The 16,036-nt window shown below is 58.5% G+C and carries 16 protein-coding genes; 12 read left to right on the top strand and 4 right to left on the bottom strand.

The genetic code is table 11. The features are described 5' to 3' along the window. The first annotated feature begins 14 nt into the window (after window positions 1-14). The 3 genes from FTO60_RS15965 to FTO60_RS15955 are packed head-to-tail and all read left to right on the top strand — an operon-like array spanning window position 15 to window position 4,902. Complete coding sequence (locus tag FTO60_RS15965) at window positions 15-1,862, top strand: ABC transporter ATP-binding protein (RefSeq protein ID WP_148056884.1); 1,848 nt, start codon at window positions 15-17, stop codon at window positions 1,860-1,862. Beyond that, window positions 1,859-3,706 carry an ABC transporter ATP-binding protein gene (locus FTO60_RS15960; protein WP_148056883.1) on the top strand — a complete coding sequence of 616 codons (1,848 nt, stop codon included), beginning with the start codon at window positions 1,859-1,861 and terminating at the stop codon, window positions 3,704-3,706. The genes FTO60_RS15965 and FTO60_RS15960 overlap by 4 nt, the downstream gene beginning before the upstream one ends. 2 nt (window positions 3,707-3,708) lie before the next feature. Continuing rightward, complete coding sequence (locus FTO60_RS15955; protein ID WP_148056882.1) at window positions 3,709-4,902, top strand: class I SAM-dependent RNA methyltransferase; 1,194 nt, start codon at window positions 3,709-3,711, stop codon at window positions 4,900-4,902. A gap of 25 nt (window positions 4,903-4,927) precedes the next feature. Here FTO60_RS15955 and FTO60_RS15950 read toward each other — a convergent pair whose 3' ends face one another. Next, window positions 4,928-5,440, bottom strand: a complete 513-nt coding sequence (locus FTO60_RS15950) for a CAP domain-containing protein (protein ID WP_148056881.1) — start codon at window positions 5,438-5,440, stop codon at window positions 4,928-4,930. 411 nt (window positions 5,441-5,851) lie between these two features. Here FTO60_RS15950 and FTO60_RS15945 point away from each other — a divergent pair, with 411 nt between their 5' ends. Continuing rightward, window positions 5,852-6,034: a hypothetical protein gene (locus FTO60_RS15945; RefSeq protein WP_148056880.1), complete on the top strand. Its 183-nt coding sequence runs from the start codon at window positions 5,852-5,854 to the stop codon at window positions 6,032-6,034. Between the two features lie 71 nt (window positions 6,035-6,105). On the opposite strand, the gene hemH is transcribed toward FTO60_RS15945, so the two are convergent. Both hemH and FTO60_RS15935 read right to left on the bottom strand, forming a co-directional pair. After that, the gene (gene hemH / locus FTO60_RS15940; RefSeq protein ID WP_148056879.1) at window positions 6,106-7,170 is read right to left on the bottom strand and encodes a ferrochelatase; all 1,065 of its coding nucleotides are present in this window, start codon (window positions 7,168-7,170) and stop codon (window positions 6,106-6,108) included. A gap of 37 nt (window positions 7,171-7,207) precedes the next feature. Further along, window positions 7,208-8,038 (bottom strand): methyltransferase domain-containing protein, encoded by an 831-nt coding sequence (locus FTO60_RS15935; protein WP_148056878.1) that lies wholly within the window; start codon window positions 8,036-8,038, stop codon window positions 7,208-7,210. 22 nt (window positions 8,039-8,060) lie between these two features. On the opposite strand from FTO60_RS15935, the gene FTO60_RS15930 reads away from it, so the two are divergent. From FTO60_RS15930 to FTO60_RS15915, 4 genes are read left to right on the top strand one after another with little or no spacing between them, the layout of a single operon-like run. Continuing rightward, complete coding sequence (locus tag FTO60_RS15930; protein ID WP_148056877.1) at window positions 8,061-8,783, top strand: ComF family protein; 723 nt, start codon at window positions 8,061-8,063, stop codon at window positions 8,781-8,783. Window positions 8,784-8,816: 33 nt separating this feature from the next. Then, entirely contained in the window at window positions 8,817-9,074 is a 258-nt protein-coding gene (grxC, locus tag FTO60_RS15925; protein WP_148056876.1) for a glutaredoxin 3, read from the top strand. Then, window positions 9,071-9,907 carry a carbon-nitrogen hydrolase family protein gene (locus FTO60_RS15920; protein WP_148056875.1) on the top strand — a complete coding sequence of 279 codons (837 nt, stop codon included), beginning with the start codon at window positions 9,071-9,073 and terminating at the stop codon, window positions 9,905-9,907. Before grxC ends, FTO60_RS15920 begins: the two co-directional genes overlap by 4 nt. Then, complete coding sequence (locus FTO60_RS15915; protein WP_148057186.1) at window positions 9,900-10,343, top strand: MarR family winged helix-turn-helix transcriptional regulator; 444 nt, start codon at window positions 9,900-9,902, stop codon at window positions 10,341-10,343. Before FTO60_RS15920 ends, FTO60_RS15915 begins: the two co-directional genes overlap by 8 nt. Here FTO60_RS15915 and ubiG read toward each other — a convergent pair. Further along, window positions 10,340-11,083: a bifunctional 2-polyprenyl-6-hydroxyphenol methylase/3-demethylubiquinol 3-O-methyltransferase UbiG gene (gene ubiG, locus FTO60_RS15910; protein WP_148056874.1), complete on the bottom strand. Its 744-nt coding sequence runs from the start codon at window positions 11,081-11,083 to the stop codon at window positions 10,340-10,342. The genes FTO60_RS15915 and ubiG overlap by 4 nt on opposite strands. Window positions 11,084-11,147: 64 nt before the next feature. On the opposite strand from ubiG, the gene pip reads away from it, so the two are divergent. From pip to FTO60_RS15890, 4 genes are read left to right on the top strand one after another with little or no spacing between them, the layout of a single operon-like run. Next, a complete protein-coding gene (pip, locus tag FTO60_RS15905; RefSeq protein ID WP_148056873.1) occupies window positions 11,148-12,137 on the top strand; it encodes a prolyl aminopeptidase in 990 nt (329 codons plus the stop codon). A 57-nt stretch (window positions 12,138-12,194) separates the two neighbouring features. Then, window positions 12,195-13,184, top strand: a complete 990-nt coding sequence (locus FTO60_RS15900; RefSeq protein WP_148056872.1) for an ABC transporter permease — start codon at window positions 12,195-12,197, stop codon at window positions 13,182-13,184. Beyond that, window positions 13,181-14,380, top strand: a complete 1,200-nt coding sequence (locus tag FTO60_RS15895) for an ABC transporter permease (protein ID WP_148056871.1) — start codon at window positions 13,181-13,183, stop codon at window positions 14,378-14,380. Before FTO60_RS15900 ends, FTO60_RS15895 begins: the two co-directional genes overlap by 4 nt. Beyond that, window positions 14,377-16,023 carry an ABC transporter ATP-binding protein gene (locus FTO60_RS15890; RefSeq protein WP_148056870.1) on the top strand — a complete coding sequence of 549 codons (1,647 nt, stop codon included), beginning with the start codon at window positions 14,377-14,379 and terminating at the stop codon, window positions 16,021-16,023. The genes FTO60_RS15895 and FTO60_RS15890 overlap by 4 nt, the downstream gene beginning before the upstream one ends. Window positions 16,024-16,036 lie beyond the last annotated feature (13 nt).

Raw genomic sequence — 16,036 nt, 5'->3', positions numbered from 1 at the left:
AAGGTCTGCCCCCCGTGTTTCGATTTTTCGAACGACTCGTCGATCCCTATGAACCCTACAAGGAACTCGACACGCCCCCGACGCGCCTTTGGCCGTTCCTGATGGGCTATGCGCGTCCGTTCAAACGGGTGTTTTGGGCTGCCGGGCTTATGTCGGTGGTCGTAGCAGCGGTCGAGGTCTGGCTGATTTTCTACATGGGGCGTCTGGTTGATCTGATGGGGCAGGTCGAACCAGCTGCTGTGTGGGCGCTGCACGGGTTTGAACTGCTTGTTGTTGCGCTATTCATTCTGGTCTTGCGTCCGTTGTTTCAGATGCTTGATGTGGGTCTGTTGAACAACAGTATCATTCCGAACTTTGGCACGATTGTGCGCTGGCGTGCGCATCGGCATGTCTTGCGGCAGTCTGTTGGCTGGTTTGAGGATGACTTTGCCGGTCGGATTGCCAACCGCATCATGCAAACGCCCCCTGCTGCGGGCGAAGTGGCGTTTCAGACCTTTGATGCGGTCACCTTTGCGCTGGCCTATCTGGTTGGTGCCGCGGTGTTGCTGGCCGATGCAGACCTGCGGTTGATGCTGCCGCTTCTGGTCTGGTTCGGTCTATATATGCTGTTGATGCGCTGGACGGTGCGCCGCGTGGCCCCCGCCGCCAAAGCATCAAGCGATGCGCGCTCCGAAGTCACGGGCCGCGTCGTGGACAGCTATACCAACATCCATTCGGTCAAGATGTTCGCGCATCATGATCGTGAGGTCGAATACGCGCGCGATGCCATAGAAAACACGCGCCGCACCTTGCAACGTGAAATGCGTCTCTATTCGATCATGGATCTCGCGCTGGTGGTGCTGAATGGGTTTCTGATTGTCGCGGTCGTCGGCTGGGCGATTTGGCTGTGGTCGGTTGGTTCGGCAACGGTGGGTATTATTGCCGCCGCCGCCGCCTTGACGCTGCGTTTGAACGCGATGACGGGCTGGATCATGTGGGCGGTGACCAACCTGTTCCAGAATCTTGGTATCATTCAGGAAGGAATGGAGACCATTGCCCAGCCGATTACCCTGATTGATCGCCCCGGTGCGCAGGAACTGGCCGTGTCCAAAGGCGAGATCGTGATTGATGGATTAAGCCATCACTATGGCAAGGACAGTGGCGGTCTACAGAACATTCACCTGACAATCGCGGCTGGTGAAAAGGTTGGTCTGATCGGGCGGTCCGGCGCCGGGAAATCGACCCTCGTAAAGCTGCTTTTACGGTTTTATGACGCCGAGGGCGGTCGCATTCTGGTTGACGGTCACGACATTGCAGATGTGACCCAAGACAGCCTGCGCAGTGCCATTGGCATGGTGCAGCAAGATTCGGCGTTGCTGCACAGATCGGTGCGCGACAATATCCTTTACGGCGCGCCCGGCGCGAGCGAGGCAGAGATGATTGCCGCCGCCAAAAAGGCCGAAGCACATGATTTCATTCTTGGCCTTGAAGACGGCGCGGGGCGCAAAGGGTACAGCGCGCAAGTCGGGGAGCGTGGCGTCAAGCTGTCTGGTGGACAGCGCCAGCGGATCGCACTGGCCCGTGTGATCTTGAAAAACGCGCCGATCTTGCTGCTGGACGAGGCGACGAGCGCGCTGGACAGCGAAGTCGAGGCGGCGATTCAGACGACACTGTATGGCATGATGGAAGGCAAGACCGTGATCGCGATTGCCCACCGTCTGTCCACAATTGCGCGCATGGACCGGATCATCGTGATGGATAACGGCCAGATCGTTGAAGACGGGACACATGACAGCCTGCGGGCCAATGGCGGGCTTTATGCCGGGTTCTGGGAAAGGCAATCGGGCGGGTTTATCGGCGCGGATATCGAGGCGGCGCAATGACGCGTGTGTTGCATTGGCTGGGCGGGATGATCGACGGGTTTCGCCCCGCAGACGGGCCGCCGCCGCGCGAATTGGCCGCCTTTTTCCGTTGGTGTCTGGCGGGGGCGTGGCCTGCGCTGGGCGTGGCCGCTTTTGTGTCGGCGCTGGCTGGGACGCTTGAAGTGGTCACCGCCTATCTGCTGGGTCTTGTGATTGACAGTGCGACCGAGGCAGGCATGCAAACCTACTTTGCGGACAACGCGACCCTGTTGCTGGGGTTCGCGGGCTTTTTTGTCATCCTGCGCCCGCTTGTGTTCGGCGTAAGTGCCGCGTTCAACGGAATTGTCGTCCCGCCCAACATTTATCCGCTTGTTCAAAGCCGCCTGCATCGCTGGAGCCTTGGGCACTCTGTTTCGTTCTTTGACAATGATTTCGCAGGGCGCATTGCACAAAAGCAAATGCAAACCGCGCGGGCCGTCACCGAAGTGACCGCGGAAATCATCAATGTGGTATTTTTCGCGCTTGCCTCGCTTGTCGGGTCGGTCATCTTGTTGTTGGCGATGGACTGGCGGATCGCGGTTGCGCTGGTGCTTTGGCTGGGTCTCTATTTTGCGATGATCCGCTGGTTCATGCCACGTATTCGCGTCCGGTCCGCAGCGCGCGCATCGGCGCGGGCGATGGTGACTGGACAGGTCGTTGATACTGTCACGAACATCAAAACTGTAAAACTGTTCGGCCATATTGATCACGAAGATCGCTCGGCGCTGGATGCGATGGCACAGTTGCGGGGCAGGGCGCTGTCGTTCGGGCAATTATCCACGGGGTTCCGTTTTGCGCTGATGACGGTGGCGGGGGTTTTGCCGGTGATCCTGATCATCGGTGCGGTGATGTTGTGGCGCGTCGGTATTTCGACGGCTGGGGATATTGCCGCTGCGGGCGCTGTCGCGATCCGGATCAGCCAGATGACGGGGTGGGTCAGTTTTACCCTCATGGCGATCTATTCCAACATCGGTGAGGTCGAAGACGGAATGCGCACCCTCACGCCGCCGCACGATCTTGTGGATGAAAGCGACGCGACCATCCTCAAGGTGCCTCGTGCCGAGGTATTGTTCGATCACGTTTCCTTTGCTTACGGCGAAGCGACAGGCGGTATCAGGGATGTTCACTTGCGGATCGGCGCGGGTGAAAAGCTGGGGATCGTCGGCGCATCGGGTGCGGGCAAGTCGACCCTCGTGGCGCTGCTGTTGCGGCTTTACGATGCGGAGGAGGGTGCCGTCACGATCGATGGTCAAGACCTACGCGCAGTTACGCAGAACAGCCTGCGCCAGCAGATCGGGATGGTCACGCAGGAAACCGCGATGTTCAATCGCTCGGCGCGCGACAATATCTTGTATGGCCGCCCTGATGCCAGCTTTGACGCGGTCGTGGACGCCGCGAAACGGGCCGAAGCGCATGACTTTATTCTTGATCTCAAGGATCACAAAGGCCGCACTGGCTATGACGCCTATCTGGGGGAGCGCGGCGTGAAATTGTCAGGCGGGCAACGCCAGCGCATCGCCCTGGCCCGTGCAATTTTGAAAGACGCGCCCATCCTTGTGCTTGATGAGGCGACCAGCGCTCTGGACAGCGAGGTCGAGGCGAGCATTCAGACCGCGCTGGAAATTGTGATGGAGGGCAAGACCGTTGTGGCGATCGCCCACCGCCTGTCCACGATTGCGCGGATGGATCGCATCATTGTGCTGGACAACGGCCGTATAGCCGAAGAAGGCAGGCACGACGAACTTTTGGCGCTGGGCGGACTTTATGCGCGGTATTGGAACAGACAATCGGGCGGCTTTATCCGCACCAGGGACGCGGCGGAATAGATATGTTGATTGAATCACTAACCCATCAGGGGCTTGGCCGCACTGCGGATGGGCAGTTCGTTCCGCGCACGCTGCCCGGCGAGGAATTAGGACTGCGAGATGATGGCAGCGTGCAAATTCTGACGCCGTCATCTGATCGCGTTGCGCCACCCTGTCGGCATTTCAAAACCTGCGGTGGTTGCGCGATGCAGCATGCAGCTGACCCGTTTGTCGCACATTGGAAGGCTGGCATCGTAACCCGTGCATTGGCTGCCCACGGTATCGACATTGATATTCGTGGTATTCACACTTCGCCGCCGCACGCGCGCCGCCGCGCAAAGTTCGCGGGCAAACGCACCAAGAATGGTGCCATTGTCGGATTTCATACGCGCGCGTCCGATACGGTGATTGCCGTGCCAGATTGCCAGCTGCTCTTGCCCAGCCTGCGTGAGGCCATTCCCGCGCTCGAGGAATTGACGGTGCTGAGTGCGTCGCGCAAGGCCGAGATCGCGCTGACTGTGACCGACAGCAAGGCGGGCCTGGATGTCTGGGTTGAATCTGACAAGCCGCTGGATGGTCCGTTGCGGATCACTTTGGCCGAGTTTGCTCAACGCCACGGATTTGCCCGGCTGGCATGGGGGGACGAACCGGTCGTGACGATCAACGCACCCTCGCAGCGGTTCGGGCGCGCCGATGTGATACCTCCGGCCGGTGCGTTTCTGCAAGCCACCCGTGAAGGCGAAATGCAACTTCTGGCCGCCGCTGTTGATGCGACCAAAGGCGCGGACCGGATCGTCGATTTGTTTTCCGGTTGCGGCACATTTGCGTTGCCCCTGGCCGAAACAGCGATGGTGACAGCCGTGGAAAGCAGCGCACCCATGTTGAACGCGCTTGATCAGGGGTGGCGCAGGGCGCAGGGGCTCAAGCGGGTCAAAACCGAAACGCGCGACCTGTTTCGCCGCCCGCTTGAACCAGATGAATTGCGCTATTTTGATGCGGCGGTGATCGACCCGCCCCGCGCCGGTGCGCAGGCGCAGACCGCCACGCTGGCCCGGTCAACAATCCCGCGCATCGCGATGATTTCCTGCAATCCGGTTACTTTTGCCCGCGATGCCAAGGTTTTGGTTGATGCGGGGTTCGTGATTGACTGGATTGATGTCGTGGATCAGTTTCGCTGGTCGGCGCATGTCGAGGTCGCGGCGGCGTTCACCCGGTAATAAGATGCGCGGCCTTTGGTGCGTCCTAGCCCCCCAGGACCAGCGTATACCAGATTTTGCCGTTGCTATCCTGATACCACGCAAAGCCCAAATCGATGGCTGCCGCGTCAAGAATGACGTCGCGCGTGCTGGGAAGCTGCATCCACGCGGCGAGGGTTTCCAGCTCGGTTTCATAGGTCTCCGAGATGTTTTCGCCGATAAGTTTGCCGGTGTAGCCGGCGCGACTTATGCGATCCAAGGGCGATGATCCGTCAGAACCAAAATGCCAGGGGCGGTTTTGCACCGACATATCGCGCGAATGGGTCGCGGCGGCCGCATTCAGGCGCGCATCCATCTTCAAGGCGGGCACACCCGCCGCTTGCCGCAGGGAATTCACGCCATCCAGCATGCGGAATTGCACATCTGCCGCATCCACAGCGCTAATCTGGTAAATTTGAGGCAAAGGCAGCCCATCGGGGGCAAGTGGAACGGTCGGGACGGGCGCACAGGCAGAAACCAAAGCAACAAAGGCGCTTAGGATAATAGAAATACGCAACATCAGGTTACCTTGTGTCTGTTCATTGCTTGCAATAGCCCCAACGGAGGCGCAGTTCAAACCCACATCGGTGCTTTGACGCCAAAGTGAGTTGCGCAAGGCCCGTAAAGCACGGTCTGGCAAGAAAAAAGTGGCCTGAACGACAATCTGGTTTGTCAGAGATCAACGCAGGTAGCAGGGGCTTTGATACATTGGCAGGGTGATGAACCCATTGCTGAAGTTTTCGGCGTAACGGGCCACGCAAACCAAGTGTTGCTTATTTGACGACATTTTTGGCCATTTTTGTGGCGAAACCAACGCAAGCCTTTGCAATTTCGCTTGATTGCTGGTTAAGACTGTATACGAGGTAAGACTTGGGTGCCTGCTGCCGTCCTCAATTTTTTTAGGGAGCGGGCCAATACTGGAGATTGTGAAATGAAGAAAATCGTTCTCGCCGCCGCATTCACTGCAGCAGCTTCGACCGCCTTCGCCGGCGGTATGGCACCGGTTGTGGAAATGGAACCAGTCGTAATCATGGAAGAAACCAAAGGTTCTTCCGGTTCCGGTCTGATCGTTCCGCTGATCCTGATCGCATTGATTGCAGCTGCTGCTTCCTAATCGAAGCAGATCAGTTTGATCTAAGAAAAGGCCGCAAGCATTTGCTTGCGGCCTTTTCCTTTGTCCCGACCTTAGTCGTCCAGCCAACCGCGCAGGTTTTGTGAAATGACACCCGACAAGGCCGCGATATGGGCCGCATCGTCATTCAGGCAGGGAATATAGGTGAAATGTTCACCGCCCGCGTGTTCAAAGCTCTCTTTGATTTCTTCGTTGATTTCTTCCAGCGTTTCGATGCAGTCGGCGGAGAAGGCAGGCGCGCAGATGGCGATATTTTTCTTGCCTGATTTGGCCAGGCGCGCCACTTCCTCGACGGTGTAGGGTTTGAGCCATTCTTCGGGGCCGAATTTCGACTGGAACGTTGTTTTGATCTGTGTGTCATCCCAGCCCAGCCGTTCCTTGAGCAAACGTGTCGTTTTCTGGCATTGGCAATGATAGGGATCGCCCTCGCGCAGGTAGCGTTCCGGCACACCGTGATAGGAACATACCAGTATATCAGGTTTCTTGTCGGCGCTCGCGTAGGCCTTTTCAACCGATTGCGCCAAGGCATCAATATAGGCCGGATCGTCGAAATATGGCGGCACGACACGGGCGATCGGTTGCCATTTTTCCTTCATGAGCGCGCGAAAGAACTGGTCATTTGCCGTGGCTGACGTTGCGCCTGCGTAGTGCGGGTAAAGCGGGAAAAACAGGATCTTGGTGCAGCCGGCCTCGACCATCGCACGGACCTTGGACTCGGTGGATGGATTACCATAGCGCATGCAGAAATCGACCATCACATCGTCGCCGTAGCGCTGCGCCATTTCCGACTTCAGCGCCGCGGTCTGCGCCTTGGTGATTGTCATCAGCGGGCTTTCATCGGCGTCTTCGTTCCAGATGGATTTATAGGCGGCACCGCTGGTAAAGGGCCGTTTTGTCAGGATCACCAGCTGCAACAGCGGTTGCCACAGCCATGCGGAATAGTCGATTACGCGTTTGTCCGACAGGAATTCGCCCAGATAGCGCCGCATCGACCAATAGTCCGTAGCATCTGGCGTCCCGAGGTTTGCCACCAGCACCCCGATTTTTTCGGCAGGGATTTTCGGGTGATCGGCGGGCGCGTGGGCAGGGCAGGTGGCGGTCATTGGCATATCTTTCATGGCGGTTTGTTGTGAAGTAACCGGATCTGCGCGCAGGTCAATCCTGCGTCGGGTCCAGCTTGCCCTCGCCCGTGCCGAGAAAGTCAGCAAGGCGGTGGGTCGCAGAGCCGGGGCGCAGGGGCTTTGGCTGGCTATGATCGGGCGCCCAGCCGGTGAGGGTGACAACCTCAAATGTTGCGGGAATACGGCCATCGCTGTCGGCAAAGCTGTCGTGATAAATTTGTGCAGCAAGGCGCAGCACATCGGCGCGCGTTGCTGTCCGTAGCCGCGCGCCCATCACGTTGGTTTCGCCCATGCCGCGCAGGTCGCGCATCAGGTGCAACGCGCTGGCATAGCTGACGTTGAATTGTGCGCCGTCGGCCACTGGCAGCGCCAAGCCAGCCCGTTGCAACAACCCGCCCAGATCGCGGATTTCAGCCATCGGTGCGACGCGCGGCGACAATCCGCCCTGAATACGCGATTCCGCCTCGGCAAATGCGCTGCGCAGCTCGTGCAACGTTTGACCGCCAAATAGCGTTGCAATCAACAGGCCGTCAGGACGCAGCGCGCGGCGTGACTGCACCAACTGCCCAACCGGATCGTTCGCCCAGTGCAAAGCAAGGTGATGAATGATCAAATCATGCGCGCCGACCTCAAATGCGAGAGTTTCGTCATCGGCCACGATACGTGCATCGGGCAGACGCGCGGTCCAGACCTGCGGCCAGCCTGTCACAACGGCGGGCGCTGTAAACGTTCTGTTAACCTCAATGAGTCTTTCCTGAACTTCGTCGGCCACGGCCTCTTGCATGAAAAGGGTGGCGTCACGCGCGGCGCGTGAGCGGCGCAGGTGCAGGGCAGGGCGGTCAAACAGAAGCGGGGCGTCTTGCATATCCCCGATGTAGGAGAGTTGGATGCTAATGCAAAGCGCGATCAGGCTGGTCTACCCGCCGCAGTGCCTGATTTGTGACGCGCTGACCGAAACAGATTTCGCGCTGTGCGGCGCGTGTTGGCGCGATACGGCCTTTATTGGCGGGCTGGTGTGCGATTGTTGCGGCACGCCGTTGCTGGGCGAAGATACCGGTGACCGCGAAGTTTGCGACGATTGCGTTGCCACCGCGCGCCCTTGGGATCGTGGCCGAGCGACGCTGGTTTATCGTGATACCGGGCGGCGGTTGGTGCTGTCGTTAAAACACGGGGACCGGACCGATCTGGCGCGTCCGGCTGGCATGTGGATGGCGCAGACCGCGCGCGATCTGATCGGCGATGATACAGTGATCGTGCCTGTTCCGCTGCACTGGACCCGCCTGTTGCGGCGAAAATACAATCAGGGGGCGGAGCTGGCCAAGGCGCTGGGCCATGTGATGGAACGCACCGTTCTTCCCGATGCCCTGCTTCGTATCGCACGTACCCGCCCCCTTGAAGGGCACAGCCGCGATCAACGGTTCGCGGCGCTCCAAGATGCGATGCGACCGCACCCCAAGCGCGGGGCGGCATTGCAGGGCAAGCATGTCATTCTTGTCGATGACGTGATGACAAGTGGTGCCACCTTTGCCGCCGCAACCGAGGCCTGTCGCGCCGCAGGTGCCCGGCAAATTGACGTGCTGGCCCTAGCCCGCGTGGTAAAGGATGCGTAAATAGGGGTAACGCTGCACGAAAGGCCCCTGCATATGAAACAAGTCGAAATCTATACCACGCCGTTCTGCGGCTATTGTCACGCGGCAAAAAGGCTGCTGAATAGCAAGGGCGTTTCTTTTATCGAAGTGGACGTAATGGCGAACCCCGACCGCAAGGCCGAGATGATCCAGCGCGCCAATGGCGGCCGCACGGTGCCACAGATATTCATCGACGGTGAACTTGTCGGCGGCAGTGACGAATTGCATGCGCTGGAACGGGCGGGCAAGCTTGACCCGCTGCTGGCGGCATGAAGGCCGCGCTTCTTCAGATTTGTTCTTCGGACGATCCAGAGCAGAATATACCGGTCGTGACGGCGATGATGCGCGACGCCGCCCATGCGGGCGCGCAGTTCATCCAGACACCAGAAGTTACCAATTGTGTGTCGATGGATCGCGCGCACCATCGCAGTGTGTTGCGCCATGAAGCCGATGATCCGACACTTGCAGTATTGCGTGATGAAGCACGCAATTTGGGTGTCTGGCTGTCGATCGGGTCACTGGCCCTGCGCACAGACGATCCTGACGGTCGTTTCGCCAACCGGTCGTTTCTGATATCGTCCGACGGTGACATCGTCGCGCGCTACGACAAGATTCACATGTTCGATGTGCAGGTAAACACCCAAGAAACCTACCGCGAATCGGCTGGTTTTCGGGCCGGTGACCGCGCGGTGCTGGCCGATACCCCTTTTGGCAAAGTCGGGCTGACGATCTGTTATGATCTGCGGTTTCCCCAACTGCATCGCGCTTTGGCCAAGGCGGGCGCTGATATTTTGCTCAGTCCGGCCGCGTTTACGCCTGTCACGGGGGTTGCCCACTGGGAACCGCTCTTGCGTGCCCGCGCCATTGAAACGGGGTGTTTTGTCTTGGCGGCGGGGCAAACGGGAACCCACGCGGCCACAACAGAAAATAGCCGCACAACATATGGGCACAGCCTCGTTGTTTCACCCTGGGGTGAGGTTTTGGCGGACGCTGGCACAGGGATTGGCATCACAATTGTTGATCTTGACCTTGCGGAAGTGGCACAAGCACGGCAGCGCATTCCCGCGCTGTCCCATGATGCGAGTTTCAGCGATCCAGATGAATGATGTAACCGACAGCCTTGCGGTATCGCTGTTCAGCGAAATCCTGACTGTTGATCAGTTGGCGCGCAACCGCGTGGCCAAGGCCCTTCCCAAGGGGATGGAGCTGTCGCATTTTTCGGTATTGAACCACCTCGCGCATACGCAAAGCGAACGCAGCCCAGCGCAACTTGCCCGCACCTTTCACCTGACGCGGGGCGCGATGACCAATACCCTTGGCAAGCTCGAATGGGCGGGCTGGGTGCATATTCGCCCCGATTGGGAAGATGCGCGGCGCAAGATGGTGTCGATCAGCCCATCGGGCCTTTCGGCGCGCGATGCGGGTCTGGCCGCGATCACACCGTTGATCGCCGATGTGGTCAGCAAGGTCGGCGATGACAAAGTCCGCGCGATCCTGCCGATCCTGCGTGAAATGCGGGTCCGGCTTGCCGACAAGGGCTAGGGTCGCAGGCTTGCGGTGACGTAGTTCACCGACAAATCGCGATCTGAAATCCGCCATGTCCATGCCAGTGGATTGAACTGAAACCCCTTGCGGTCAACGGGATTCAATCCGGCCTTGCGCAGCAGGTCGAACAATTCATCGGGCGTAATGAATTTGCCCCATTCATGCGTGCCTTTGGGTAGCCAACGCATCACCCATTCCGCCCCGACAATTGCCATCGCGAAACTTTTTGGATTACGGTTGATCGTCGAGCAAATGTGCAGCCCGCCGGGTTTCAACAGATCATGACAGGCGGTCAGATAGGTCAGCGGATCAGCAACATGTTCGATGACTTCCATATTCAGGACCACGTCGAAGAGTTCGCTATTGTCGGCCATCGCTTCGGCGGTAGTGTGGCGATAATCAATCGACAGGCCCGATTGTTCGGCGTGCACCTGCGCGACGGGGATGTTGCGTTCAGCGGCGTCCGCACCAACGACAGTCGCCCCAAGCCGCGCCATCGGTTCACACAGCAATCCACCACCGCAGCCGATATCAAGGATGCGCAGACCGGCGAAGGGTCTGTCGTTCATCAGGTCGCGCCCGAATTCAGCGCCGATCTGGCGTGTGATGTAATCAAGCCGCGTCGGGTTCAGCATGTGCAGCGGTTTGAACTTGCCCTCAAGATCCCACCACTCGGCGGCCATCGCCTCGAATTTGGCGACTTCGGCAGGGTCGACGGTATTGCGCGCGGTTTGCATTGCTTGTTTCCTCGTGGCATCGCTGGGCATGGATCATACCCTTGCGTGGGTATATAGGACGAATATGGACAAGGTCTCAGGTCAAAAGCGCACACAGACGCGTCTTTATCCGCCGATTGATCCCTTTGATCAACGGATGCTGGAGGTTGGCGACGGCCACCGCATCTACGTTGAACAATGCGGAAACCCCGACGGTATTCCCGTTATCGTGCTTCATGGCGGCCCCGGTGGCGGTTGTAGCCCCGCGATGCGCCGCTATTTCGACCCTGATGTTTACCGTGTCATCTTGTTTGATCAGCGTGGCTGCGGGCGGTCGCGCCCTCATGCAAGCGTTGAAGATAATACGACGTGGCACCTAGTGCGTGACATCGAACTGATCCGCACGACCCTTGGGATAGAACGCTGGATCGTGTTTGGCGGAAGCTGGGGCGCGACGCTGTCCTTGATTTACGGGCAGGAACATCCAGATCGTGCCGCGGCGCTGATCTTGCGCGGTGTCTTTCTGATGACCCAACCCGAGCTTGACTGGTTTTATGGCGGTGGTGCCGGGCAATTCTGGCCCGACCTTTGGCAAAAGTTTGTAAGTCTGGTGCCTGAGAGTGAACGCGGCGATCTGATCGCGGCCTATCACAAACGCCTGTTTTCGGGAGATCAGGCGCAAGAAGTCCGCTTTGCGCGCGCTTGGGCATCCTGGGAAAACGCGCTGGCGTCGATCAGTGCCGATGGCATGTCAGGTGAAAGCCCGGCGCAATATGCGCGCGCCTTTGCGCGGCTTGAAAACCATTATTTCCAGAACGCCGGATTCCTGTCGCCAGATCAGCAAATCATGGTGCGTATGGATCGTATCAAGGATATCCCCGGGGTGATCGTGCAGGGGCGGTATGACATGATTTGCCCTCCCCATTCCGCCTATCATTTGGCGCAAAACTGGCCCAAGGCACGTCTGGAAATGATCGGTCAGGCGGGGCACGCCCTGTCGGAACCGGGCATCACCTGCGAATTGATCAGCACGATGGATGCGATCGGGTCACAGCGCGGCAGCTTGGGCCTTTAGGCTTTACAAGTGATCTGTAGCCGCTACGCTTACTGCAACCTGCGGGGAAACGAACACTTGGACACCGTCCTACGAATTATTATTCAACGCTTGGCGCTTGGCGTTGTGACGCTTTTGGTTGTGTCTGTCGTTATTTTTGTGGCGGTCAATCTGCTGCCGGGTGACTTCGCAGAACTGATCCTTGGTCAAAGCGCAACACCCGAAGCGGTCGCCTCCATTCGCCGTGATCTAGGACTCGATCAGCCGATGATCGTGCGGTATTTTGACTGGCTTGGCGGGATGCTGACGGGCGATCTTGGCACCAGCTTTGCCCAGCTGAACTTTCAAACCAACCTTGGCGGCGGCGGTGGCGTGACGGTGATCGAACAGATCGCGCCGCGTTTTTCCAATACGCTGTTTCTGGCTGGTGTCACGGCGATGATCGCTGTGCCGATCTCGCTCTTGCTGGGTGTTCTGGCGGCGCTTTACCGCAATTCGACCTTTGACAAGTTTACCAACATTTTCACCCTCAGCAGCATCAGTAGCCCTGAATTTTTCATGGCCTATGTGCTGATCCTGTTTCTGGCGGTGCTGAACCCGATTCTGCCCAGCCTGTCCAATATCTATGAGGGAATGGCACTAAGTGAACGATTCGAGAAATCGCTTTTGCCAGCGCTGACGCTGACTTTGGTGGTGATGGCGCATATGATGCGGATGACGCGGGCAGCGATCATCAACTTGCTCGCCAGTCCCTATATTGAAATGGCGCGCCTCAAGGGGATGTCGCCGATGCGGGTGATCGTGAAACACGCCCTGCCCAACGCACTGGCGCCGATCATCAACGTGATCGCGCTGAACCTCGCGTATCTGATCACCGGCGTTGTCGTGGTCGAGGTGGTGTTCGTTTATCCCGGCATCGGCCAGCTTTTCGTCGATAGCGTCAAAATCCGCGATATTCCGGTGGTGCAGGCCAGCTGCCTGATCTTTGCCGCAGCCTATATCCTGCTGAACCTGACTGCTGATATCCTGTCGATCATCAGCAATCCTCGTCTGAGGCACCCGAAATGACCTGGTGGATCTGGATCATACTGGCGCTTGTCGTCATGGGTGGATTGGCCTGGGTTTTGCGCGCGGCGGGGCAAGTCGCGACCGGCAACACGCCCGCGTTTCGTGATATGCCATTTGGTGTTGCCTATGGCTATATCCTTGCGGCGGCATTCATCACCGCAGTTGTTTGGGCCTATCTGCAAAGTTTGAGCGCCGAAACGGCCGTTGCCAACAAGTTCTATTTCGTTGGGCGGGCGGTCGAAGGGTTCATCATCTTTGGCATCGCCGCCTATCTGTTTCGCATGCTGGGCCGCTTGGTTGGCACGCAGTGGTCGCGCAAGATGTTCCGCTCCATGCCGCTGACCGCATCCTTTGGTGTACTTGTCATTCTGGTTTATGCGTTTGTGGCGATTTTCGCAGGCGTGCTTGCCCCCTACGGTCAGGCCGAGATTTTGCCGATTGCCAATATCGTACCGGGCGGCAATCCTGACCTGGGCGGCGATCCAAAGCATATCATGGGCACCGACCAGATCGGTCGCGATGTCCTCAGCCGCTTGATTTACGGCGCGCAGAACACCGTTGGGATTGCCTTTGTCACGACATTGCTGGCGTTCTTTATCGGTGCGTCGCTTGGGTTTTTGGCGGCAACGCTGGGTGGTTGGCTTGATCAATTGCTATCGCGTGCGGTTGATGTGCTGATGGCCATTCCGTCGCTGATTTTCGCGCTGTTGCTGATGACAATCGCCAGCGTCTGGGCGCCGATCCTTGGTATTCCGCTGACCTATTTCATGGTGGTGATCATTGCCGTGATCGACAGCACCCGCGTGTTCCGTCTGGCCCGCGCTGTGGGTGCGAACATCGTGGTTATGGACTATATTGAGGCAGCAAAGTTGCGCGGCGAAGGCCTGCGTTATCTCGTGTTCAAGGAAATCTTGCCCAACGCAACCGCGCCATTACTGGCCGAATTTGGCCTGCGGTTCTGCTTTGTGTTCCTGACGATTGCCGCCTTGTCGTTCCTGGGTGTTGGTATCCAGCCACCGCTCGCAGACTGGGGCACGATGGTGCGTGATAGCGCGGCCTTCATCAACTATGCCGCATTCGCACCAACGGCTGCATTGCCGCCCTTGTTGGCCGCGGGCGCGATTGCCCTGCTGACCGTCGGCGTGAACTTTGTTGTCGACTGGATGCTGCACAAGACATCGGGGCTGAAAGAATGACCGATCAGTTGTTGAGAATTCGCGGCCTCAAGATTGAGGGGCGTTCTGACGAAACCTGGAGCCCGATCATCAATGGTGTCGATCTGGACCTGAAAAAGGGCGAAGTGCTGGGGTTGATCGGCGAAAGTGGCGCGGGCAAATCAACCATCGGGTTGGCCGCGATGGGCTTTACCCGTGATGGCGTGCGCATCTCCGCAGGATCGGTCGAATTTGACGGGATTGATTTGGTGACGGCTTCGGCCGCGGTCAAGCGCAACCTGCTGGGCAAGCGGATTGCCTATGTGGCGCAGTCTGCCGCCGCCAGCTTTAACCCTGCCCATCGCATCATTGATCAACACACTGAAGCGCCCGTGCAGCACGGTGTGATGTCGCGCGCGGATAGTATTGCCGATGGGATCGAGCTTTATCGCAAGCTGCGCTTGCCTGATCCGGAAAACATCGGTTTCCGCTACCCGCATCAGGTATCCGGTGGCCAACTTCAGCGCGCGATGACGGCGATGGCGATGTCCTGCCGACCCGATCTGATTATTTTTGATGAACCGACGACTGCGCTTGATGTGACCACCCAGATCGAAGTGCTGGCTGCGATCCGCGAGATCGTCGAGGAATATGACACCGCTGCGATCTATATCACGCATGATCTGGCCGTGGTCGCGCAGATGGCCGACACTATCAAGGTGTTGTTGCGTGGCGACGAAGTTGAACAGGCCGACACCCGCACCATGCTGTCCGCCCCGACGCAGGATTACACCAAAAGCCTGTGGGCCGTGCGCAGCTTTGAGCGCCCCGCCAAACCAGCGGTGAGCGGTGGCGCTGTGCCCGTCGTGTCAGTGCGCCATGTTGATGCGGCCTATGGCAAGGCCAAGGTTCTGCACGACGTCAGCTTTGACATTCATGCGGGCCGCACCGTGGCTGTAGTTGGCGAAAGCGGATCGGGGAAATCGACCGCTGCGCGCTGTATCACCGGCCTGCTGCCCCCCACCAAGGGCGAGATCGCGTTCGATGGCGAGGCGTTGCCGGGTGATTACCGCAAACGATCAAAAGATCAGTTGCGGCAGGCGCAGATGATCTACCAGATGGCCGATACGGCGCTGAACCCGCGCAAGACAATCGGTCAGATCATTGGCCGCCCCGTGCAGTTTTACATGGGGCTGACCGGGGCGGACCGCCGCCGCCGTGTCAATGAACTGCTCGAACAGATCGAGCTGGAACCTGCCGAGTATTTCAATCGCCTGCCTTCAGAGCTGTCTGGTGGCCAAAAGCAGCGGATCGGGATTGCCCGCGCGCTTGCGGCGGAACCCAAGTTTATCATCTGCGATGAAGTGACCAGCGCCCTGGATCAGCTTGTCGCCGAAGGGATTTTGCGCCTTTTGGCCGATCTGCAAGACAAACTTGGCCTGTCTTACATGTTCATTACCCATGATCTGGCAACGGTGCGCGCCATTGCCGACGAAGTTGTCGTGATGAAGGATGGCCGCGTTGTTGAACAGGGTGAAAAGACCGCCATGTTCACGCCGCCGCACCACGCCTACACTGACCTTTTGCTGTCGTCTGTCCCGGAAATGGACCCGGACTGGCTTGATAATCTGCTCGCGGAACGCGGAGTTGATAACATTGGCGATGCAGCAGTTGATAAGATGTAAAACGAATCGCCCG

It is taken from the genome of Octadecabacter sp. SW4, from assembly GCF_008065155.1.
GTDB lineage: Bacteria > Pseudomonadota > Alphaproteobacteria > Rhodobacterales > Rhodobacteraceae > SW4.
This window is presented reverse-complemented; position numbering and strand designations above follow the sequence as displayed.